Here is a 23,690-nt window from a genome sequence, read left to right on the forward strand (position 1 = left end):
TCCATGCTTAATCGTCGCCCCACCATTCGAGATCATTCGGCTGAAGCAAACTTGTTTGCACGACGTGCATTTATTAGCTTCATTTTTGTCATGATGCTTGTTGGGGTACTGGCTTACAATGTTTATAACTTGCAGGTTTTACAATACGAAACGTATTCAACACGCTCGAATGATAACCGCATTAAAGTCATTCCTGTTGCGCCAAACAGAGGGTTAATATACGACCGAAATGGTGTATTGCTGGCTGAAAACCAACCGGTGTACAACCTTGAGGTGATCCCTGAAGATGTGGAAAACCTCGACGCTTCACTCACCGCCGTGAGCCAACTCATTCAAATCTCGGACCAAGAACGAGACGAGTTTCTAAACGACATCAAGCATAATCGTCGCTTCAAAAGCCAAGTACTAAAGGCACGTCTGAACGAAGAAGAAGTTGCCATTTTTTCCGTTAATCAGCACAAGTTTCCCGGTTTTAGTGTTGAAGCGCGTTTAACACGTTTTTATCCATATGGTGATACGCTCACCCACGCGGTTGGTTACGTCTCTAAATTGAACAAAAAAGAGCTTCAGGAACTTGAACTTCAAGATAAAGAACAAAATTACCGCGCGACCCATGACATCGGCAAACTCGGCATAGAAAAATACTACGAGGAAGCGCTTCATGGTATGGTGGGTTCACAACGTGTTGAGGTGAACAACCGAGGACGGATCATTCGTACGCTTGAATTAGATCCTCCAACACCAGGCAAAGACCTGATACTGACGCTAGACATCGGTTTACAACAAATCGCGCAACACGCTCTTAAAGACCGACGCGGTGCTATTGTCGCAATGGATGCAAAAGATGGCGGTATTCTTGCTATGTATTCCAATCCAAGTTATGACCCTAACTTGTTTGTGCATGGTATTAGCAGTAAAGATTATCAAGGCTTATTGAATCCAGACAGACCTTTAATTAATCGTGCAACCCAAGGCCGATATGCCCCTGCCTCGACGATTAAACCGTTTATGGCAATTTTAGGCTTAGAAGAAAACGTCATCAGCGAATCGACTCAAATGTTTGATCCTGGTTTTTTCAAAATTCCTAACGTGGATCACCGTTGGCGTGATTGGAAACGCTGGGGCCATGGCAAAGTCGATGTATACAAAGCCATTGAAGAATCCTGCGACACTTTTTTTTATGATATTGCTTATCGTTTAGGTATTACCAAAATTAGCGATTTCATGACGCAATTTAGCTTTGGCGATTTAACGGGTATTGATATCTACGAAGAGACAACTGCAATTTTGCCAAACACCGACTGGAAACGTGAGCGTTTTAAAGAGAACTGGTGGCCGGGCGACACAATTTCCGTTGGCATTGGGCAGGGTTATTGGACAGCAACCCCACTGCAAATCGCGAATGCGACAACCATTATGGTGAATAGAGGCGTGCATCATCAACCTCATTTTGTACAAATTGCACGCCAAGATTCAGAAATCGAACAGCTTTTTACAGAAGAACGCCCACCTATCAAACTCAAAAATGAGAAGCATTGGGACGTTGCTTTAAACGCTATGCACAATACGGTTCAGAAAAAATCGGGAACGGCACACAGTGCCTTTGCAGGAACTCATTACGATGCGGCGGGTAAAACCGGTACTGCGCAACTCGTAAGCATTGCTCAAGGCGAGCGATATGATGCAAAAAAATTACAAGAACGTCTGAGAGATAACGGCTTTTACGTCGGTTTTGCGCCCTTCAACGACCCTCAAATTGTCGTCACGATTATTGTTGAAAACCTTGGGGGTGGTAGCTACACCGCCGCCCCTATTGCCCGTCAGCTCATGGACTATTATTTCTCCGCAAACCCCATTGAGGGGACTACGCCATGACTGATTTACAAAATAGAATAACGATTTGGCAACGCCTCCATCTTGATTTGCCCCTCTTGCTTGCCCTGCTCACCATGATGATTGGCAGTATTGCCATTGTTTACAGTGCCAGCGGGCAAGAAGCAGGCATGATGGTGCGTCATTTAACACGCATGGCTGGTGCTTTGACCGCAATGTTCATTCTTGCTCAAGTCTCTCCTAGTACATTGAAACGAATCGTGATCCCCATGTACCTGATCGGCTTGGGAATGCTGGTCGCCGTTTTGTTTGTAGGTGTAAGTTCTAAGGGGGCACAGCGTTGGCTTAATCTTGGTATTACACGATTTCAACCGTCTGAAATTATGAAACTGGCCGTTCCAATGATGGTAGCATGGTACATTGGCCGTCATCAGTTGCCGCCTAAAATGTGGCAGTTAATTGTCGGTTTCGCGATTGTGCTTGCCCCGACTATTTTAATTAAAGAACAACCCGACTTAGGGACTTCAATCCTCATCGCCAGTTCCGGTATATTCGTGTTATTTCTCTCTGGATTGAGTTGGAAACTCATTGGGTCAGCCGTTTTACTGGCGATCCCCGGCGGCTACATTTTGTGGCACTTTGGGATGCACACCTACCAAAAACAACGTGTACTCACTTTTTTAAACCCTGAAAGCGACCCCTTGGGGACAGGTTACCACATTATCCAGTCGAAGATTGCGATAGGGAGTGGGGGGATTGAAGGAAAGGGTTGGTTACATGGTACACAATCGCAACTTGAATTTTTACCTGAGCGCCATACTGATTTTATTTTTTCCGTTTTGAGTGAAGAGTTTGGTCTTGTAGGCGTTATACTTTTACTTTGCGTATATCTCTTTATCATCGCCCGGGGTTTATACATTGCGGTGAATGCACAAGATGCCTTTGGTAAATTATTGGCTGGAGCATTGACTCTCACCTTTTTCGTTTATGTTTTTGTTAATATTGGAATGGTGTCAGGCCTACTCCCCGTTGTTGGCGTTCCTCTTCCCTTAATTAGTTATGGTGGCACTTCGATGGTGACATTGATGGCTGGATTTGGGATTATTATGTCTATCGCAACAGAAAAGAAACTTTTGCTCAAATAATGAATATGTTACTGCGTCATTTTATCCTTGCTTGTCTAGTTTTAGGCTTTCTAACTGCATGCAGTGCGGGTCGCTATCATATTCGCCAAGATGCCGCTCCGCTTCGCACGCCTACTCCACTTGAAATACAGGATGCATTGGTTACCAACGAAGCAAAGAGTACCGCTGCTGGCCGACCCTATACCGTCCTTGGCAAGAGCTATACACCACTAAAAACAGAAAAAGGCTACCGAGCAGAAGGCATCGCATCGTGGTATGGCCGTAAATTTCACGGCTACTACACCTCCAATGGTGAAGTGTTCAATATGTTTGCCATGACAGCAGCACACAAAACGCTTCCCCTACCGAGTTTTGTTAAAGTAACCAATTTAGATAATGGCAAGTCAGCGATTGTTCGAGTGAACGACCGTGGACCTTTTCACGACGACAGAGTTATTGATTTATCCTACGCAGCCGCATACAAATTAGGCTATCTATCAAATGGTACAGCGCGAGTTAAGATAGAGGCGATTACTCTGGACGAGCCTGTCACTCGATACACCTACGTACAGGTTGCAGCATCATCACAACTAGATAATATAACGGCATTGGGTGCGAATTTGGCGAAACAGTTTAACCTTGGCACCAATGTGATTGAAGAAAAAGGGCTTTATAAGCTGAGATTGGGCCCTATTGTTTCTGATGAGGAAGCGCAAAAACTACTTGCAACGCTTCGTGATGGACAATTTAACCAAGCTTTCTTGCTTTACAGTGAAAAGCAACTTTAGAATAAGATGTCTTTTAAGATTAACAAACAAAAGTTACGAGTGTAATGACCGTGTTGAAACCCACCTTAGTCAAAAAAATCTGCGCCGTAGTGTGCAGTGCCGCTGTTTTTTCAGCGTCCGCACAGATCCTTCCTCCTCCTCCTGAAGTTAACGCGAAGGGTTATATACTTGTCGACTTTACGACGGGCAAAGTGTTAGCGGATGGCAATGCCGACTCAAAACTTGCTCCAGCAAGTCTAACAAAAATGATGACAAGCTATGTGATCGGCACGGAAATTCTAGCGGGCAATATTTCACCTACTGACATGGTAACCGTAAGTAACAAAGCTTGGGCAAAGAACTTCCCTGGCTCCTCTGTTATGTTTATCGAAGTCGGCAAACAAATCAGCGTGGATGAGCTAAATCACGGTGTGATCATCCAATCAGGCAATGACGCGTGTGTTGCCTTGGCTGAACATATAGCAGGCACGGAGTCGGCGTTTGCCGATTTAATGAATGCCCATGCTGAAAAACTTGGCATGACGAACTCACATTTTATCAATAGCCACGGTTTAGATACTAACGAGCATTATACAACACCACGTGATATGGCTACCTTAGGCGCGGCGCTTATTCGTGATGTACCTGATGAATACTCTATTTATAGTCAAAAATCATTCACGTATAACGGCATTAAGCAATATAACCGCAACTCACTGTTGTGGGATGCGAGTTTAGATGTGGATGGGATCAAAACAGGTCACACCTCGGAAGCAGGTTATAGCCTCGTCAGTTCAGCCAAGAAAGATGATATGCGTCTTATTGCGGTTGTTATGGGCACAGAAAGCGAACGTGCTCGTAAAGACGAAAGTAAAAAGTTGCTTAACTATGGTTTCCGTTTTTATGAAACAATTACGCCGTACAAAGCTGGCGACAGCTTCGCTAAGCAACGAATCTGGATGGGTGACAAAGAAGAAGTTTCTCTTGGTATTTTACAAGATACACCGATCACCATTCCTCGCGGTCAACGCAAAAATTTAAAAGCGACGTTTGAGTTAGACAAAACCCTTGAAGCGCCAATTGCTAAAGGCACTAAAGTCGGCACACTATTCCTTCAATTAGAAGGCGAAGAAATTGCGAATTATCCATTGGTCACTTTAGAAGAGGTGGCAGAAGGTAGTTTCTTTAGCAAGATTTATGACTACTTACGTTTACAGATCATGCAATAAACCAGTAAAAGAAAAACGCCCCTACTTTTTGGGGCGTTTTTTTTTGTCTAATAAATGGTAGAATGCCCGCCAATTCCGTCATCCAGCGAATTCATTCGCAAAAGCGTGAGGACACAGTAGTGGCTAATCAAGTTCAAAACACTAAATTCGACGAATACTTAGAGTTTCCATGCTCATTTACGTTCAAAATAATGGGCCTTGCAAACGTAGAATTGACCGAGCAAGTATTAACCGTCTTGCAACGCATTGCACCTGGCGATTACGCGCCAAAAGTTAAGCCAAGCAGCAAAGGTACATACGAATCGGTCACGCTCGTCGCTATTGTGACGAGTAAAGAACATATCGAGCTAATTTATAACGAAATTGGCGCATTGGAAGACGTACGTCACGTATTATAATTACGTGTTCGATGTCGCGTAGTGCGATTAACACCCAACGTACCGCAAAGTAGGAAGTGCTGTGAAACCCGTTGATGTTTATGTCCGCCATTTAGGTCGACAAAGTTATGAGCCGATTTGGCAGCGTATGCAAAGCTTCACCGACGTGCGCGATGAGCACGATCCAGACGAGATCTGGCTTGTAGAACATGAACCCGTATTTACGCAGGGGCAAGCAGGTAAAGACGAACACGTACTGGCTCCCGGTGATATTCCCGTGATAAAAGTAGACCGTGGCGGTCAAGTCACCTATCACGGTCCTGGTCAGCAAATGCTGTATGTTCTGTTTAATTTACGCCGCTTAAAAATTGGCGTGAGAGAACTCGTGACGTGGCTTGAAGAATGTATTATTGACCTCCTCAAAGAGTACGACATAAAAGCTTATGCTAAACCTGATGCACCAGGCGTCTATGTCAACGACTGTAAAGTAGCCTCTTTGGGACTGCGCGTTCGTCGAGGCTGTTCTTTCCACGGTTTAGCGTTAAACGTAAACATGGACCTTGCTCCATTCCTGCGCATAAACCCATGTGGTTATGCAGGAATGCAAATGGTACAAACAAAAGATCTAAACGGACCGCAGAATGTTGAAGATGCGGGTCACGGTTTAGTGAAACATATGCTTAAGCGTCTCCAAGCGGAGCACGTTTTGCACACAGAAGGGTTTGAGAACGAATGAAAAATCCAGTAAAAATGGAGCCAGGGGTAAAACTCCGTGATGCGGAAAAAATGGCACTTATCCCAGTCAAAGTATTACCGACTGAACGTGATGAGATGTTAAGAAAACCTGAATGGTTAAAAATCCGCTTACCTAAGTCGAGCGAACGTATTGATGGCATCAAGCAAGCCATGCGTAAACACGGCTTGCACTCTGTGTGTGAAGAGGCTTCTTGCCCGAATTTATCCGAGTGTTTCAATCATGGTACTGCAACGTTCATGATCTTGGGTGCAATTTGTACTCGTCGTTGCCCTTTCTGTGACGTTGCGCACGGCCGTCCATTAGCACCTGATGCGGCGGAACCAGAAAAGCTTGCTTTAACCATCAAAGACATGAAGTTGAAGTATGTTGTTATCACCTCGGTTGATCGCGACGACCTACGAGACGGTGGCGCACAACATTTTGCTGATTGTATTCGCGAAATTCGCAAACACAACCCAGGCATTACCATCGAGATATTAGTACCGGACTTCCGTGGTCGTATGGATCGAGCTCTTGAAATTCTTTCTGCGACTCCTCCAGACGTGTTTAACCACAACTTAGAAACTGCACCGCGTCTATACAAACTAGCACGACCTGGAGCAGACTATAAATGGTCTCTAGAATTACTACGCCGTTTCAAAGAAGCACATCCTGAAGTCAAAACTAAATCTGGACTGATGGTCGGCCTTGGTGAAGAAATGAGTGAAATTGAAGAAGTATTACGCGACTTACGTGAGCACAACGTAGACATGCTCACTGTTGGTCAGTATCTGCAACCGTCAAAACACCATTTACCCGTTAAACGCTACGTGCCTCCAGTCGAATTTGATGCATTAAAAGAGTACGCCGACGAAATTGGGTTTGTACATTCTGCTTGTGGGCCTTTTGTCCGTTCCAGCTATCATGCGGATCAACAAGCGGCTGGGAAAGAAGTTAAATAACATCGATGACTTGCGTTTACTTAAAAGCGCAAGTCACCTTCTTCCTACTTTATGATTCAACTGTGCTTTTCCTCTTTCAGTGTTTTCGCATTAATTTCATTAAAGTAAGCAGTTTTTTACCGCTTGTTCAGTGTGTTGTAAAACATAGGTTACAGTAATGTGCTTTGATTTATAGCAAATCTATTTCATTTTTCTGCCACTAATTATATCGTGCGTAACTCTCACTGGATTTAAGGGCAGTTTGTGCAAAAAAATAAAACACTCGGCAGTATGCTTATCGTTGCCGGCACAACCATCGGCGCAGGTATGTTGGCGCTGCCAATTGCGTCAGCGGGTCTGGGCTTTTCAACCGCATTGTTTATGATAATTCTTATGTGGGCATTAATGACTTACACTGCCCTCCTCATGCTTGAAGTACATCAACACGCCGAACCACATGCAACGCTCAACACGCTAGCAAAACAATGGTTAGGCCGTCGGGGCCAAGTTGTGGCCAACTTTGCTATGGTCTTTTTGTTTTATGCGCTATGCGCAGCTTACATTGCCGGCGGCGGTGGACAGCTTCAAAGTAAACTGAATCTCGCGTTGAATACGGAATTAGCGCCGCAGACGGGTTCTATCATTCTAGCCATCGCCGTTGCGACCATTGTGACTCTCGGCACAAGCACGGTAGATAAACTCAATCGAGTACTCTTTACGGTAAAAGTATTCGTGCTTGGCAGTTTGTTCTTTGTGTTAACACCCTATGTCCGCGGTCAACATTTGCTTGATATGCCGGTACAACAAGGCCTAATTGTCTCCGCCCTCCCTGTGATATTTACATCTTTCGGTTTTCACGGTTCTATCCCTTCTATTGTGAAGTACGTTGGGTTGGACATCAAAACCTTACGCAAGGTGATGATTGCGGGCGCTTCGCTTCCTCTGGTGATCTATGTGTTTTGGCAATTGTTAAGTCTAGGTATTTTAGGTCAAGCAAATTTAATGGCAAGTTCAGGACTGCAAGGCTTTGTGAGTAGTGTGTCTGAAATTGTACACAGTGAACAGGTTTCAACCTCAGTGTCGATATTTGCAGACCTAGCGCTTGCGACCTCATTCCTGGGAGTCAGTTTAGGCCTATTTGATTTCTTTTCAGATACGCTAAAAAAACAAAACAATAAGTCTGATCGTATCAAAACTGCACTGGTCACCTTTTTGCCACCGCTTGGCTTTGCGCTTTTCTATCCGCAAGGCTTCATTATGGCACTCGGCTACGCTGCAATTGCACTCGTCGTCTTGGCTGTTTTCTTACCTGTGGCGATGGTATGGCAACAACGTCGCTCAGCACTCACTCAGGGCTACCAAGTAAGGGGAGGCAATATGGGGCTTGCGATAGCCGCCCTTTCAGGCGCTGTGATTATTGGTGCTCAATTACTGCAAATGGTTGGAATTGTACCCGCTATCGGCTAGCACCAATGAAAACCGGATTAAAAAAGGGCTCGATGAGCCCTTTTGCATTTCTAGTGGTCTGCTTCAATCTTCTTCGATGTTCTCTTCACCTTTAGTATTTTTGCTTGCAGGAAGACGATGATGGATAGCAGATTTAATTAACATGTATCCGCTAATTGGAGCAGTAAGCAGTAAAAAAATAGAAATTAGGACTTCTTTCGCACTAATACCTTCAGCAGATTTGCTAAAAAAGACAATGGCTGCAGTTAAGAGACAGGCCATACCGAGCGTTGTTGCCTTAGTAGGGCCATGTAAACGCATAAAAAAGTCCGGCATTTTCACAAGACCAATTGACCCAATCAGTACAAATCCACCACCAACAAGCAGTAAAACTGAAATAATTATTTCTGACACAGGTTCACCTTATTTACTCAATAATATCGCCACGAAGTAAGTATTTACAAACTGCAACTGTACTTACAAAACCTAGCATCGCGATTAGCAATGCAGCTTCAAAATACAATGCGGTCCCCATACTCATACCGTATAAGATAATTAGTGCAATAGAATTAATGTACATTGTATCTAACGCCAATATTCGGTCAGGTAGTGAAGGACCGACAACAAGTCGCCACACACTGAGAAGTAACGCCAGTCCCAACATTGCAAACACAATCAGCAAAACCGTTTCTAGCATTCAAATATCTCCTTAAGCGGCGCTTCATAGCGACGCTTTATGGTTTCAATAAGCTCAGCCTCATCGTCAAGATTCAGGACGTGGATAAGAAGATAACGCTGTTCTGGCTCTTCCCCTGGTTCTAATGCTTCAGCCCAAGGATACACTTCAGCACTCACTGTTCCGGGTGTTAATGACACGGTACTGGCCAAAATGGTGATGGGCATTGCCTCTGTTAAATCGAGGGGCACTTTCACGAAGGCCGGGTTTAACTTTTTATTAGGACCTAATATTAATGCAGCTACTTGTACGTTCGCGGTAATGATATCAAAGAGCACAATAGCTAACTGTTTTAACGCGAGCCCTGGCTTCAAGATGAGTGGCTGAGGATCACGAAAAGGAAAGGTAATCCACGGAATTACTATCGCCAAAACACCACCTAGAATAAGATGCCCAAGTGAGACACTGTTGTTGAGTAAAAGCCAAACTATAAACAACATTAGACTTCTAAAAGGCGTTGGCAGCCAACTAAAACGCGATTCTACACGCATTACGAACGCCCTCCTAATACCAACGTTTTCATGGCATCTTGGTTATGAAGCCATCCAGCAGCCACTTCACTAAGTTCGGTAAAATAGCCCGCAAATATAACCAGTAACGGTGAACAGGCTACCAATAGGTAAACTGCAACAAGCTGATTGTTTGACGCGTCTTCTGTTTCAATTACCGCGATGTCTTTTTGCGGGCGTTGCCAAAACACCGTAGCGCCTGCTTTCGCAAGCGCAACTAAAAGTGCAAAACTCGCAAGTAAATAAACAGGCCAAAAAACAGCTGCATGTTCAGCATCAAATGTGGCATCCAACAACCACAATTTGCCTATGAATCCAGAGAAAGGTGGCATGCCAATCACTGTTAGGCCTGCGATTAAAAACGCAACGCCCAACACGCGTTCCTGATTGACTCCTCGACCCGCGGTAATTCGGTCGAGTACTTTACCACGCTGACGTGCGATTAAATCGGCGAGCAAAAAGAGCGCGGCAGACACTAACGTGGAATGCACCATATAAAAAATAGCAGCTGACGTCGCTTCTTTGGTCTGTACCGCCAACAATGCGACTAACGTGCCAACAGATACGATAACCAAGTTTGCAGCGAGCCTACGGAGATCTTGGCTCGCCAGTACACCTATCGCCCCTACCACAATCGTTGCAATTGCAAGCCCCCAGAGCCAGTGCTGTGCCATATGACTAAGTTCGCCTGCACCTTCACCGAAAATCAGGGTGTAGACACGCATCATAGAATAAACACCAACCTTCGTCATAATAGCAAAGAGGGCACCAACTACAGGTGTTGCTGACGCATAGGTACTTGGAAGCCACAAGTGCAGAGGTAATAACGCCGCTTTAAGTGCAAACACGACTAAAAGCAGTAGGCCTCCAATTTTCGCGAGATAGACGTCATCACCAGTCAGTGCAGCCACTTTCACTGCCATGTCTGCCATATTCAAGGTTCCAGTTACCCCATAGAGGATCCCAAGTGCAATTAAGAAAACTGCCGAACCAACTAAGTTCATAATGACGTACTGCAATGCTGCGCGAGTCGTATGCTTGTCAGCTGCATGCATCAGCAGGGAATAAGAAGCTATAAGTAAAACTTCAAAAAAAACAAATAGATTGAAAGCATCTCCCGTTAAAAACGCGCCGTTTACACCCAGTATCAGAAAATGCAAAAGCGGATGGAAAAAGCTGCCTTTTTCATCGTCACCGCTCACACTATATAGCGCACACACAAGTCCTAAAAACGACGTTAAGCTCGCCAATATTGCAGCGAGAGGATCAGCCACCAAAACAATGCCAAATGGTGCTTGCCAGTTACCTACTGCATAAACAATTGGTTCTACAGTAGTCACTTGATAAAGTAACCTGATACAAATTGCGAGTGTCAGGGCTAATAGACTAACTGATACAACACGACGAACTTGTACGTTTTTACCACACGGCGGCATCAATAAGATTACGCCCGCCAACATAGGAAGTAAAATCGGCAATGCGACAAGATGTTCAAACATTCAGATCTCTACCTCTTTTTCTTTAACTTTGGCGTTGGCACAACGCCATTAACATGGTCATTTCCAAGGTCTGCACGTCCACGGATTGCTAATATCACAACAAAAGCCGTCATCGCAAAGCCGATGACAATCGCCGTGAGTACCAAAGCTTGCGGCAGCGGGTCGGCATAACTTTCACCCGTACCAAGTACCACTGCTTTATTTAAACTCAAGCGACCTGCGGCAAATAAAAAGAGATTCACTGCGTACGACAACATCGTCAAGCCAAGTACGACAGGAAATGTTCTGCCGCGCAGAATAAGAAATACGCCGCAAGCTACGAGCAAACCCACGCTCGATGAATACAACAGCTCCATTACGCCTCCTTATCTTTTTCTACAGCTTGGGTCGTTAATTTTCCCAAACTTGCGAGGATCATCATCGTCGCGCCAACCACCGTGATATAAACCCCTAAATCAAACGCCATCGCACTTGCTAATTCAATCTTACCAATACCAGGCAAATCAAAATATTCGAACCAACTAGTTAGGAATGGTCTATCAAAGAACCAACTGCCTACGCCCGTCGCCATGGCTATGGCTATACCTGATGCGATGATTTTGCGATAGTTCATGGTAAAACGTTCCGCTATCCACTCGGAGCCGTGTGCTATGTACTGTAAAATAAACGCAATCGCAGTAACTAACCCCGCGATAAAGCCACCACCTGGTAGGTTATGGCCACGTAAGAAAATGTAGACCGAGACCAATAACGCTAGCGGCAAAAGAGCTTGCGAAATACTCGCGAGTAAAATTGGATAGCGCTCTTTTGCCCATGGACGCCCTTCCCCATCTCCAGCCGGCATAAATAGAGGCAAGTTTATCAATAGCTTGAAAATACCTAGCGCAGCAATACCTAGAACCGTGATTTCACCCAACGTATCAAATCCACGAAAATCGACCAGAATCACGTTGACCACATTTGTCCCGCCACCGCCGGTTTTCGCATTTGCCACAAAAAAGTCAGAGATAGACGACAAAGGCCGGGTAACCAACGCATAGCAAATACTCCCCACAATTACACCGATTGAGGATGCAATAAAGAGGTCTCGAACAATACGCAATGGGCTAGATTCTTTTGGCGTCGTCTGCGGTAGGAAAAATAGCGCCAGCATCAGTAAAATTACCGTGACCACTTCGACTGTAAGCTGTGTAAGCGCAAGGTCGGGGGCTGAAAAACGCGTAAACGCAACGGAGACCATCAATCCCACGATAGAGATCATGATAAGCGCTACTATTCGCGCACGATGCCAAATCACGGTGCCAAGAGCGCCAACCATAAGTAACGCCGCACCAATCCCAACATGAACATCAATATCGGTTGGCGCCTTATCGCCGACCAATTTATGCATTTCAAATAACGGCCATGCTGCTGCCACTAGAATGACTAAAAACATCAGAAGCAGGTAGCGTTGCAGCGAACCATTCTCCATTGCATCAATTTTTTTGCGACTCCACGCCATTGTACCCGAGATGAATCGCTCAAATACCGATTTTGCACTGAATGGTGGTAAAGACGATTGGAACTGGAACAGATGCTTACGTTGAGTATAAATGACCAAACCACCGGTCACTGCAAGTGCGCTCATTAGCAGTGGTAAATTGAAACCATGCCAAATCGCAACATAGTATTCTGGCGCAGCTTGACCCAGTACACTACTCGATGCCAAACGTAAGATGTCATCAACAATGAAGTTCGGAAACATGCCAACCAACAAACAGAGAGCAACTAAAATTTCGATAGGCACTCGCATATAGCGAGGCGCTTCGTGCGGCTCTTTAGGTAAATCTATCGGTTGACCATTAAAAAACACATCGTGAATAAACCGAGCGGAATACGCAACGGAAAAGGCCCCAGCAATCGTCGCAAGTACAGGTATAAGCCACGACATCGAACCAAGTAACTGTTGGTGTAGCGTCTCTGCGAAGAACATTTCTTTTGATAAGAAACCGTTCAGCAGCGGCACCCCCGCCATTGCTGCCGCGGCGACCATAGCCAACGTCGCGGTGTATGGCATAAACTGCCACATACCATTAAGCTTTCGCATGTCTCGGGTGCCCGTTTCATGATCGATGATGCCCGTTGCCATGAAGAGCGACGCTTTAAACGTTGCATGATTGATAATGTGAAATACAGCTGCAACAGTCGCCAATTCGGTGTCCAAACCCAACAGCAGTGTAATTAAACCCAAATGACTAATGGTCGAATACGCCAGTAAACCTTTTAAGTCATGCTTAAACAACGCAATGTATGCACCAACTAATAAAGTCGCGAGGCCAGTTAAACCAACCAAAATAAACCAAATGTCGGTTCCCGCAAGCGCTGGATAGAAACGCGCAAGGAGAAAGATGCCCGCTTTAACCATCGTCGCAGAGTGCAAATAGGCACTGACTGGCGTCGGCGCTGCCATTGCGTGTGGCAACCAAAAATGAAAAGGGAATTGGGCGGATTTTGTAAACGCACCCAACAACACTAAAATAAGGGTTATTTCATATAATTCATGAGCTTGAATAAGTGCTCTATTTGCCAAAATCACGTCTAGGTCGTAGCTACCAACGATATTACCGAGCAATAGAAGCCCTGCCAGTAAGGCAAGTCCACCACCACCAGTAACAGCAAGTGCCATACGTGCACCATTTCTCGCTTCAGATTTGTGATTCCAATAGCTAATTAATAAGAACGAACTGATGCTTGTAAGCTCCCAAAACAGCCACAACTGAATGATGTTGTTGGATAAAACAATCCCAAGCATTGCCGTCATGAAGAGTAGAAGATAAGAATACAACTTCGGCATTGAATCACGCGAACTCAAATAGTAACGCGCGTAAAACAAGACAAGACAACCAATGCCTAAAATCAATAAAACAAAGAGTAAAGCCAATCCGTCTAGACGAAATGATAGATCAATCCCAAGTAATGGGATCCACTCGAGAGAATAACGAACAGCATGGCCATTGAAGACATCAGGTACCATCTGAAACGTTGTGATTAGCGCGGCTATTGGCGCTAAAAGAGCAACCGTCGTTAACTGATTTCGATTCAGCCGTCCGAGTGTTGAAGTAAGAAAACTGCCAATTAAGGATAACAAGGGTATCCAAAGCAATGCCATAGAACCTACCTTTTACTTGTAGTAAACCACCAAGGAAATACCGACTCTGACATTCAGCATTAACTTGCTTGGTTTGCCAACTCGCACTTTCCAAGCGCATAAATTGCTTGCTTTTTTTCAAGCATAACGGGCACAGTTATACTGTAAAATAGCGTCATTTGTCCAGTTATAGCGGTATTAGGTGTTTCGATTTTGAACACATTAACAAGCCATTATGTGTTATTTAATACCAAATTCAATTTCCACTATGGCTTTTGCGCTTTTATTCACTTACTTAAAGTGACTGACTGATGCGTTCACCATCTAATATGACCGTCCAAAGTTCCCTGTACAAGTCCGGTAGAGGCATTGATTGATACTGCAAGTTACTCCAACGCTCTACAGGCCTGAATGAACGATACTTACCAAACTGACAACTTGGACTTTCACTCCAGCCTGCGGGTTCATCACCGTGTTCACCGACATATAAGTTTGGTGCGTGTCGACCCTTTTGCGCACATTTCAGTTTAGTCTTACTCGCTGAAAATACATATTCATCTTCAAAGCCGCTGAAATGCATCAGCTCATGAACCAGCACAGCATAACCACTTTTATGATTTAGGGTCATCACATTCCCCCGCACGTTCGCTAGGCCTTGTTGAGTAACATAAAGACGATGGTCGGCATTCAGCGGAGCAATATCGTCATTTACATGACACTTGGCATAACCTTGTTTATCAATACGGCATTGAACGTGACCGTTACTATATCGAGGTTTTTTAAAACAAAATGCCCCTTTAAAAGGCTCTGGTTTCTGACGGTACTGATCCATGGCTTTTTCTATCACGCTTAGCCCGTCAAGCGAATCAACAAACACCTCGATTGTTTTCACGCATTGAGAGGGTGGAAGAATCGGTGTCCCTAACGTGAGTCGTGAGGCCAACCAAGCTGGTATTTCGTCCACCGCTTGACCATGGTAGATACGAATAATTTGCTCAATCTCTTGTGGTAACTCGACTAGTTCACCAAGTCGTGCAAGTAACTCAACTTGCTGTTTTGCTAGCAACCAGTCGCACACCACGCTTTTTTGTTCGAGTGACCAATCCCCCATAACACTTTCAGCAAAAAGTAAGAAGTCATCGATTCTGTTGGCATGAAGTAATCGCCGCGCTTTTTCAACTTGTACGTGTGATACGTCCATTTCGGACAATTGACTTATCACGGGCTCGGACAGTTTCTCAGGAGAAATGAGTTCGGGGTTATACAAGAAGTACGCCAGAGGTTTTTTGTTTATTAACGTAGTAAATGAGATGCTTACTGTGCTTGAGCTCGATGGCGTAATAAAAACCAAGCCAAGTAAGCATCCGAAAAAAGCGAAATGCTTAGCTTTCACTTATTCCTCTCATTAGGTCCAACTCAAGCCTCGCATACTTATGTTCAACAAACTCATACACATTTGTTGCTAGAGCTAGTTTGAAGAAATCAGCTGCAACGCCTTTTTCACCTCTCGCTTGATAGAGTTTCGCAAGATAAAAATAAGCTTCACATAAACGCTCAGCGTAAGCCTGTTGCGAATCAATCCCCGCGGATAAATTACTTAAGAAATCGGATTCAGACAAATTGCCAAGATATAAGTCAACAATTTGGACAGCCCAACTCGCGTTATCTAAACCTACTCTATTTTCACGAAGTGTCGCGGCTGCCGCTGCATCATCAAGGTGACTTTGTGCGAGATATAACCAAAGTGCGCGATAAGGATCTTTCGGCGCTCGGGACAAAAACGTACTAAAATCTTTTTCAGCTAAATCCGCACGTTCGCCGTAATACAACGCAATACCGCGATTTAAATAGGCAAAATCGTGTTTATCGTTAAGTTCGATAACGGCGTCAAACATTTCGTATGCTTGTTCATACTGCTGCAATAACGTGTGATGTATACCTAAAAAGTTATACACCTCGGCCAAATCAGGCTTCATTTTTACTGCTCGATTAAAATCGATACGTGCGAGAGTGGTTAAACCTAGACTGTCGTAAAGAACGCCTCGGTCGTATAACAATTGCGCTTGCTGATCGGCAGGCAATTCTGTGCGAGCCAGTAATTCTGAAAAGCGCGCAATTGCAATCTCATTGCGGTAATCCGCAATCAGCGGAATACCAAATGGAACGTTTAAAACGGGTTGTGCTTGTGGCGTTGAAGTACTTTGGCATCCTGCCAAAATGGATAAAGCACCCATAGCAAATAAAATTGGTTTTAACTTCATAGACTCCTCAGCCTTTAGCGATGCACGAATTTCCTGAAGATCGGATAAACAAGAGAGACAGTCGAGACTTTGTTGTCAACGATAAATGTGAATGCAAGTTATTTCCCATCATTTAGGCTTTTGTTAATTCAGCCCTAAAATCAGTAAGACTAGGATAACTTTCCAAAGTTCAGGCAGTTAATTAAAGCATAAAAAAAGGGGCTAAGCAGCCCCTTTCGTTAAACCTATTTTATATCAGCATTATTCTGCTGATGGCGCGTCGCCTTGAGCTTCGCCCGCTGGTTTGTCAGCCGCTTCTTTCATGCTCAAACGTACACGGCCTTGACGGTCTACTTCAAGTACTTTAACCGTCACTTCTTGACCTACTGATAAGTGATCAGCAACATTCGTTACGCGCTCATTGCTGATTTGCGAAATGTGAACAAGACCATCTTTACCAGGTAGTACGTTTACGAACGCACCAAAGTCAACGATACGTACCACTTTACCTGTGTAAACTGTACCTACTTCAAGCTCAGCAGTTAACGCTTCAATACGACGAATTGCTTCTTTCGCGCTTAGCCCGTCAGTTGCCGCGATTTTAACTGTACCATCATCTTCGATTTCAATCGTTGTGCCAGTTTCTTCAGTTAATTGACGGATTGTAGCACCGCCTTTACCGATAACTTCCGCGATTTTCTTCGGTGGAATATTCATCGTGTAAATACGTGGAGCAAATTCAGACAGCTCTTCTGCTGGGCAAGAAATCGCTTCGTCCATAACACCTAGGATGTGTAAACGAGCCGCTTTAGCTTGCTTAAGCGCGATCTGCATGATCTCTTTTGTGATACCTTCGATTTTGATGTCCATTTGAAGTGCAGTTACACCTTCACGTGTACCCGCTACTTTAAAGTCCATATCACCAAGGTGATCTTCGTCACCAAGGATGTCTGAAAGAACCACGAAATCTTCGCCTTCTTTCACAAGACCCATTGCGATACCCGCAACTGATGCCTTGATTGGTACACCCGCGTTCATCAGTGCAAGTGATGCACCACATACAGACGCCATTGAAGATGAACCATTTGATTCGGTAATTTCAGAAACCACACGGATTGAATATGGGAATTCAGCCAGTGTTGGCATAACTGCTTGAACGCCACGCTTAGCAAGGTTACCGTGGCCGATTTCACGACGCTTTGGTGAACCAACAAAACCAACTTCACCTACACTGAAAGGAGGGAAGTTGTAGTGCATCATGAAGTGGTGCTTTTTCGTACCAACTAGGTCGTCGATAAGCTGTGAATCACGCTCTGTACCTAAAGTTGCCGTTACAAGTGCTTGAGTTTCACCACGAGTAAAGATTGCTGAACCGTGAGTACGTGGAAGTACGCCAGTCATTACGTCAAGTGCGCGAACCATGTCAGTGTCACGGCCATCGATACGTTTTTCACCAGCAATAATGCGGCTACGTACGATTTTCTTCTCAAGTGAACCAAATTGTTTTGCGACGACTTGTGAATCAAGGCTTTCACCTTCTGCAAGCTCAGCAGTTAGTGTCGTGACAAGTAGCTCTTTAGCTGCAGTTAACGCTTCTTTACGTGCCACTTTGTCAGTGATACGGTACGCTTCACCTACTTTCTCACCCACAATTGCTTCAACTTTCTCAGCAAATGAAACGTCTTTCTCAGGAGAAGTCCATTCCCAATCAGCTTTACCAGCCATTGCTTTGAATTCGTTCACTGCATTGATAATTGCTTGAGATTGTTCATGACCGTAAACTACAGCGCCTAACATGACGTCTTCTGATAACACACCAGCTTCTGACTCAACCATAAGCACTGCGTTTTCAGTACCAGCAACCACTAAGTCTAATTGGCTGCTTTCTAGCTCTTTAAGCGTAGGGTTTAGAACGTATTGACCATCAATGTAACCAACACGTGAAGCGCCTAGTGGACCATTGAATGGGATACCAGAAACAGCAAGTGCTGCAGATGTACCAATCATCGCAACGATGTCTGGTTGGATCTCTGGGTTAACGGATACCACTGTTGCAATTACTTGTACTTCGTTTACAAAACCATTAGGGAAAAGTGGGCGAATTGGACGGTCGATTAGACGTGCAATAAGTGTTTCGCCGTCTGAAGGACGACCCTCACGCTTAAGGAAACCACCTGGGATACGACCCGCAGCGTACATACGCTCTTGGTAGTTTACTGTTAGAGGGAAAAAGTCTTGGCCAGGAGCCGCTTCGCGTTTACCAACAACTGTAACTAAAACTGAAGTGTCACCGATGCTAGCAAGAACAGCACCGTCAGCTTGACGCGCGATTGCGCCAGTTTCAAGAGTAACCGTGTGACGGCCCAATTGGAATTCTTTAATAATTGCTTGCACAATTTATTCCTTTCATTTTTATAAAACAAAACGCCAACTGGAACCAATTACAGTCTTAAGCAGACTTATGTCTTTGTATAACTTAGGCAATCAGCTTAAGTACTACAATTGGCAAAGTTTGGCGTGACTTAACACAATGCTAAATCGGGTTAAGTATACTTGTGATAGACCAACAAAAAAAGGGGCTAATAAGCCCCTTTTTCCCAACAGGTTAAATTTAACCCATCGTAATCAATTTATTAGCGACGTAGGCCAAGTTCACTGATTAGTGCAGCGTAACGCTCAACGCTTTTACCTTTAAGGTAGTCAAGAAGCGTACGGCGTTGGCTAACTTTGCGAAGAAGACCACGACGTGAGTGGAAATCGTGCTTGTGGTTAGCAAAGTGACCTTGTAGCTTGTTGATATCAGCAGTTAGAAGTGCAACTTGAACTTCTGGTGAACCAGTGTCGCCTTCAGCGCGTGCGAATTTTGCAACGATTTCTGCTTTTTCTTGATTGCTTAGTGACATAATAAACTCCAAAATTTATGGTGTATAACACGCTTTAGCCGATCACTAATTCAGCCAAAGCAATTTAGCGGACGGATTCTATCAGGCTTACCTGTAAATTACTACCGCTTTATTCTTGTGTGTTCGACAAAGCGCGTTTCGCTTTTAAATGCCCATGAGGGTTCCGTTCACCAAGACCAATAAAGCGTCCATCAGCCATTACTTTAATGATGCCGTCAGGGACTTCGCCACTTTCTAATTTAACTACTTGTCCATGGCCAAACGCTTTGCCTTGCTCCGCGTTAATCTGTACCGTCGGTAAATCAGCAAGCGCCGTATCCATAGGCAAAAGCAATGGATCAAGCAACGCAAACCGAGCTGTTTCGTCTTGCGCAACTGATTGAACCAAGGCTTCAAGTGCCTCAAAGCTCATCATCTTATCACTTGGGTAATGACCTACTTCACTGCGATGTAGCATAATTACATGCGCACCACAGCCAAGTTTTTCACCCAAATCATCAACAATAGTACGAATATACGTCCCTTTTGAAACGTGCACAGTCATTTGAATTTCCTGTGCTTGTTCATCGTATTCATCCAGTGAAATACTAAAGACAGTAATACGACGACATTTTCTAGGAACTTCTATGCCCTCACGCGCGTATTTGTAAAGCGGTTGACCTTGGTACTTCAAAGCAGAGTACATTGAAGGATATTGGTCAGACTCGCCCAAGAAGCTTGCAACCTCTTGCTCAAGCTGAGCACGCGTAATGTTAACGGGGCGAGTTTCAACTACTTCACCATCAGAATCTGATGTTGTCGTACGCTCACCTAATTTGGCGCGAACCACATACGTTTTGTCCGTATCGAGCAAAAACTGCGTGAATTTAGTCGCTTCACCAAAACAGATGGGGAGCATACCAGTTGCAAGCGGATCGAGCGCACCAGTATGTCCAGCTTTTTGTGCACCGAACAGAAACTTAGCTTGTTGAAGTGCTTTATTTGAAGAGATGCCCTGCGCTTTGTTTAATAATAAGATGCCGTCAATCGGCCTTCCTTTATTGCGCCTTGCCATTACTCTTCTGAACCCTTGTGCTCTGAATCATCTTGAATTTCATCTGACTCATCGCCACGTTTTGCTTTATCTTCACGGATCACCGAATCGACCAGATTCGAAATACGCATACCTTCCATCAATGAATTATCAACGACAAAACGAAGTTCAGGCATAATACGCGCACGAATACGCTTGCCCAGTAATGAACGAATAAAGCCGGTTGCTTCATTCAACAATTTTACACTTTGCTTTGTCTTGTCTTCATCGTTGGTATTGAGAACCGTAATGAAAATTTTGGCATAGGACAGGTCTCTCGACACTTCTACAGCAGACACTGTTACTAAACCTAAACGTGGGTCTTTAATTTCTCTTTGAATAATAACCGCAATTTCTTTTTGAATTTGCTGGCCTACTCTATCTGTACGAGAAAATTCTCTCATGCTCACCACTTATCAAAATTTAACCAATTAAACAACGGCAAAAAGGGGGCTGTTGCCCCCATTTTCTGGAACTATGAAGACGTTACAGTGTACGTTGTACTTCAACCGTTTCGAATACTTCGATTTGGTCGCCTGATCTTACATCATTATAGTTCTTAACGCCGATACCACACTCCATACCGTTACGTACTTCTTGTACGTCGTCTTTGAAGCGGCGTAGTGACTCAAGTTCACCTTCATAGATAACCACGTTATCACGAAGTACACGAATTGGCGCGCTACGCTTAACGATACCTTCAACAACCATACAGCCAGCAACCGCACCAAATTTAGGTGAACGGAATACATCACGTACTTCTGCAAGACCGATAATTTGTTGTTTGAACTCAGGCGCAAGTTTACCAACCATTGCTTGTTTCACTTCTTCGATTAGATCGTAGATTACGCTGTAGTAACGTAGGTCTAACGATTCAGTCTCGATAACTTTACGCGCAGATGCATCCGCACGAACGTTGAAACCAACAAGGATTGCGTTAGATGCAGCTGCAAGTGTTGCGTCAGTCTCAGTAAGACCACCTACACCTGAACCTACAATCTTCACTTTCACTTCGTCTGTAGACAGTTTAACCAATGCGTCGGAAATCGCTTCCACAGAACCTTGTACGTCCGCTTTAAGAACGATATTAACTTCTGAGATGTCGCCTTCAGTCATGTTAGAGAACATGTTCTCTAGTTTCGCTTTCTGCTGACGAGCAAGCTTCACTTCACGGAATTTACCTTGACGGTACAATGCCACTTCACGCGCTTTACGCTCATCTTTAACCACAGTCGCTTCGTCACCCGCTGCTGGTACGCCAGAAAGACCTAAAATCTCAACTGGAATCGATGGACCTGCAGACTTGATGTCATGACCGTTCTCGTCTTTCATCGCACGAACTTTACCGTACTCAAGACCACATAAAACGATGTCACCTTGGTTTAGTGTACCTGATTGAACAAGTACCGTTGCAACCGGACCACGGCCTTTATCAAGACGAGATTCGATAACAACACCTGCCGCCATACCTTGGTGCGCCGCACTTAGCTCTAGAAGCTCAGCTTGCATTAGGATTGACTCAAGCAACTCATCAATGCCAAGACCTGTTTTCGCCGAAATATAAACGAACTGAGTCTCACCACCCCACTCTTCAGGAATGACATCAAGTGCAGCAAGTTCGTTCTTAACGCGGTCAGGATCAACACCTTCTTTGTCCATTTTGTTTACAGCAACAATAAGAGGAACACCAGCCGCTTTCGCGTGTTGTACCGCTTCTTTTGTCTGAGGCATTACGCCATCGTCTGCTGCAACAACAAGTACTACGATATCCGTTGCTTTCGCACCACGAGCACGCATTGACGTAAACGCCGCGTGTCCAGGTGTATCTAGGAATGTGATCATGCCACCTTCCGTTTCAACGTGATATGCACCGATATGCTGTGTGATACCACCAGCTTCACCTGAAGCCACTTTCGCTTTACGAATGTAGTCAAGTGTCGATGTTTTACCGTGGTCAACGTGACCCATTACTGTTACAACTGGTGCACGGTGTTCTTTTTCACCACCTTCATTACGGTCGCTAAGCACCTGCTCTTCTAGTTGGTTTTCTTTCACTAGAACAACTTTGTGACCCATTTCTTCCGCAACAAGTTGAGCCGTTTCTTGGTCGATGACTTGGTTGATAGTTACCATATCACCCATCTTCATCAACGTTTTAACGACTTCAGCACCTTTTACTGCCATACGTGACGCAAGTTCTGCTACCGTGATTGTCTCACTGATACGAACTTCGTTTTTCACTTCAGCAGTCGGCTTTTGGAAACCTTGTTGTAACGTAGAAGGCGCTTTTAGCTTGCCTTTGTGAGCCTTACGGTTCACTGGCAATTCACGCTCTTTGGAGCTTGCTTTAGTCTTGCTCTTCTTCACGCTACGACGAGCATTTTTCTCTTCACGCTCATCTGATTCATCTTCTGCTTGGCGTGCATAAGTCGACGTAGTGATGTGGTGATCGCTATTTGCATCACGCTCACGACGTTCTTCTTCTTCACGTTGCCAACGCACTTCATTTTCTTCAGCTAGTTTACGTGCAATCTCTGCTTGACGTACTGCTTCTTCTTCGGCTTTACGAATTGCAGCTTCCTCCGCTTCTTTACGTAGACGCTCTTCTTCAGCGCGCTCTTGCTCAAGCTCTGCGTCAGAACGAGCAGGTTTAGCAGCACGATCTGCTTCAGCTTTTTGCTTCGCTAGATCTTGTTGTGCTTTCTTCTCTGCTTCTTCTTTCGCTTTACGCTCAGCTTCTTGCTTTGCTAGCAATTCTGCTTCACGTTGTGCTTGTAATTCAGCTTCGCGTTGCGCTGCGTCTTCTTGTGCTTGACGCTCTAAATCTTGTTGCTGTTCAAGCGCGCTCTTCTTAACGTAAGTGCGCTTTTTACGAACTTCAACCTGTACCGACTTTGCCTTGCCTGTAGCACCAGTTACGCTCAGAGTGCTTTTACTCTTGCGTTGCAAAGTCATACGCTCAGGGCCTTCAGAGCCTTTACCGCCATGTTGCTTGCTCAAATGATCAAGCAACTGCGCTTTCTCTGATTCCGTAACCGTTTCACCTTTGGCTTTGGTGATACCAGCGTCTTGTAACTGCTGGAGTAACTTATCAACAGTTGTATTGATTGTCTCGGCTAGTCTCTCAATGCTCACTTCTGCCATTGTGTGT

The 23,690-nt window shown here is 44.7% G+C and carries 21 protein-coding genes; 8 read left to right on the forward strand and 13 right to left on the reverse strand.

The genetic code is table 11. The features are described from left to right. Positions 1-3 precede the first annotated feature (3 nt). The 8 genes from mrdA to NI389_RS03790 all read left to right on the forward strand — a co-directional run bounded on the left by mrdA (position 4) and on the right by NI389_RS03790 (position 8,474). A complete protein-coding gene (mrdA, locus tag NI389_RS03755; RefSeq protein WP_308361636.1) occupies positions 4-1,875 on the forward strand; it encodes a penicillin-binding protein 2 in 1,872 nt (623 codons plus the stop codon). Then, entirely contained in the window at positions 1,872-2,978 is a 1,107-nt protein-coding gene (gene rodA, locus NI389_RS03760) for a rod shape-determining protein RodA (RefSeq protein WP_308361638.1), read from the forward strand. Before mrdA ends, rodA begins: the two co-directional genes overlap by 4 nt. After that, positions 2,978-3,745: a septal ring lytic transglycosylase RlpA family protein gene (locus tag NI389_RS03765; RefSeq protein WP_372588614.1), complete on the forward strand. Its 768-nt coding sequence runs from the start codon at positions 2,978-2,980 to the stop codon at positions 3,743-3,745. The genes rodA and NI389_RS03765 overlap by 1 nt, the downstream gene beginning before the upstream one ends. 44 nt (positions 3,746-3,789) lie before the next feature. After that, complete coding sequence (locus NI389_RS03770) at positions 3,790-4,953, forward strand: serine hydrolase (protein WP_308361640.1); 1,164 nt, start codon at positions 3,790-3,792, stop codon at positions 4,951-4,953. Positions 4,954-5,072: 119 nt separating this feature from the next. Further along, entirely contained in the window at positions 5,073-5,351 is a 279-nt protein-coding gene (gene ybeD, locus NI389_RS03775; RefSeq protein WP_308361642.1) for a DUF493 family protein YbeD, read from the forward strand. Positions 5,352-5,412: 61 nt separating this feature from the next. Continuing rightward, complete coding sequence (gene lipB, locus NI389_RS03780; RefSeq protein ID WP_308361644.1) at positions 5,413-6,066, forward strand: lipoyl(octanoyl) transferase LipB; 654 nt, start codon at positions 5,413-5,415, stop codon at positions 6,064-6,066. Further along, positions 6,063-7,028 carry a lipoyl synthase gene (gene lipA, locus NI389_RS03785; RefSeq protein ID WP_208843719.1) on the forward strand — a complete coding sequence of 322 codons (966 nt, stop codon included), beginning with the start codon at positions 6,063-6,065 and terminating at the stop codon, positions 7,026-7,028. The genes lipB and lipA overlap by 4 nt, the downstream gene beginning before the upstream one ends. A gap of 243 nt (positions 7,029-7,271) precedes the next feature. Then, the gene (locus NI389_RS03790; protein WP_308361647.1) at positions 7,272-8,474 is read left to right on the forward strand and encodes an aromatic amino acid transport family protein; all 1,203 of its coding nucleotides are present in this window, start codon (positions 7,272-7,274) and stop codon (positions 8,472-8,474) included. A 63-nt stretch (positions 8,475-8,537) separates the two neighbouring features. On the opposite strand, the gene NI389_RS03795 is transcribed toward NI389_RS03790, so the two are convergent. The 13 genes from NI389_RS03795 to infB form a co-directional block, all read right to left on the reverse strand. Further along, complete coding sequence (locus NI389_RS03795) at positions 8,538-8,867, reverse strand: Na+/H+ antiporter subunit G (RefSeq protein ID WP_308361650.1); 330 nt, start codon at positions 8,865-8,867, stop codon at positions 8,538-8,540. 13 nt (positions 8,868-8,880) lie between these two features. Beyond that, complete coding sequence (locus NI389_RS03800) at positions 8,881-9,150, reverse strand: K+/H+ antiporter subunit F (RefSeq protein WP_208843723.1); 270 nt, start codon at positions 9,148-9,150, stop codon at positions 8,881-8,883. Then, positions 9,144-9,680: a Na+/H+ antiporter subunit E gene (locus NI389_RS03805; RefSeq protein ID WP_308361654.1), complete on the reverse strand. Its 537-nt coding sequence runs from the start codon at positions 9,678-9,680 to the stop codon at positions 9,144-9,146. The genes NI389_RS03800 and NI389_RS03805 overlap by 7 nt, the downstream gene beginning before the upstream one ends. Then, positions 9,680-11,197 (reverse strand): monovalent cation/H+ antiporter subunit D, encoded by a 1,518-nt coding sequence (locus NI389_RS03810; RefSeq protein ID WP_308361656.1) that lies wholly within the window; start codon positions 11,195-11,197, stop codon positions 9,680-9,682. Before NI389_RS03810 ends, NI389_RS03805 begins: the two co-directional genes overlap by 1 nt. An 8-nt stretch (positions 11,198-11,205) precedes the next feature. Further along, positions 11,206-11,553, reverse strand: a complete 348-nt coding sequence (locus NI389_RS03815; RefSeq protein WP_308361658.1) for a Na+/H+ antiporter subunit C — start codon at positions 11,551-11,553, stop codon at positions 11,206-11,208. Further along, complete coding sequence (locus NI389_RS03820) at positions 11,553-14,345, reverse strand: monovalent cation/H+ antiporter subunit A (protein ID WP_308361660.1); 2,793 nt, start codon at positions 14,343-14,345, stop codon at positions 11,553-11,555. Before NI389_RS03820 ends, NI389_RS03815 begins: the two co-directional genes overlap by 1 nt. Positions 14,346-14,619: 274 nt before the next feature. After that, entirely contained in the window at positions 14,620-15,717 is a 1,098-nt protein-coding gene (locus NI389_RS03825) for a hypothetical protein (protein ID WP_308361662.1), read from the reverse strand. After that, positions 15,707-16,585 (reverse strand): lipoprotein NlpI, encoded by an 879-nt coding sequence (gene nlpI / locus NI389_RS03830; protein WP_308361664.1) that lies wholly within the window; start codon positions 16,583-16,585, stop codon positions 15,707-15,709. Before nlpI ends, NI389_RS03825 begins: the two co-directional genes overlap by 11 nt. Before the next feature lie 240 nt (positions 16,586-16,825). Next, a complete protein-coding gene (gene pnp / locus NI389_RS03835; protein ID WP_308361666.1) occupies positions 16,826-18,958 on the reverse strand; it encodes a polyribonucleotide nucleotidyltransferase in 2,133 nt (710 codons plus the stop codon). Positions 18,959-19,197: 239 nt separating this feature from the next. Further along, complete coding sequence (rpsO, locus tag NI389_RS03840; RefSeq protein ID WP_308361668.1) at positions 19,198-19,467, reverse strand: 30S ribosomal protein S15; 270 nt, start codon at positions 19,465-19,467, stop codon at positions 19,198-19,200. A 109-nt stretch (positions 19,468-19,576) separates the two neighbouring features. Then, positions 19,577-20,521, reverse strand: coding sequence for a tRNA pseudouridine(55) synthase TruB (truB, locus tag NI389_RS03845; RefSeq protein ID WP_308361670.1), 945 nt, complete (start codon positions 20,519-20,521; stop codon positions 19,577-19,579). Then, a complete protein-coding gene (gene rbfA / locus NI389_RS03850; RefSeq protein ID WP_208843731.1) occupies positions 20,521-20,943 on the reverse strand; it encodes a 30S ribosome-binding factor RbfA in 423 nt (140 codons plus the stop codon). Before rbfA ends, truB begins: the two co-directional genes overlap by 1 nt. Positions 20,944-21,025: 82 nt before the next feature. Further along, positions 21,026-23,683 (reverse strand): translation initiation factor IF-2, encoded by a 2,658-nt coding sequence (gene infB, locus NI389_RS03855; protein ID WP_308361673.1) that lies wholly within the window; start codon positions 23,681-23,683, stop codon positions 21,026-21,028. Positions 23,684-23,690: the final 7 nt, after the last annotated feature.

Source organism: Pseudoalteromonas xiamenensis (assembly GCF_030994125.1).
Taxonomy (GTDB): domain Bacteria; phylum Pseudomonadota; class Gammaproteobacteria; order Enterobacterales; family Alteromonadaceae; genus Pseudoalteromonas; species Pseudoalteromonas xiamenensis_B.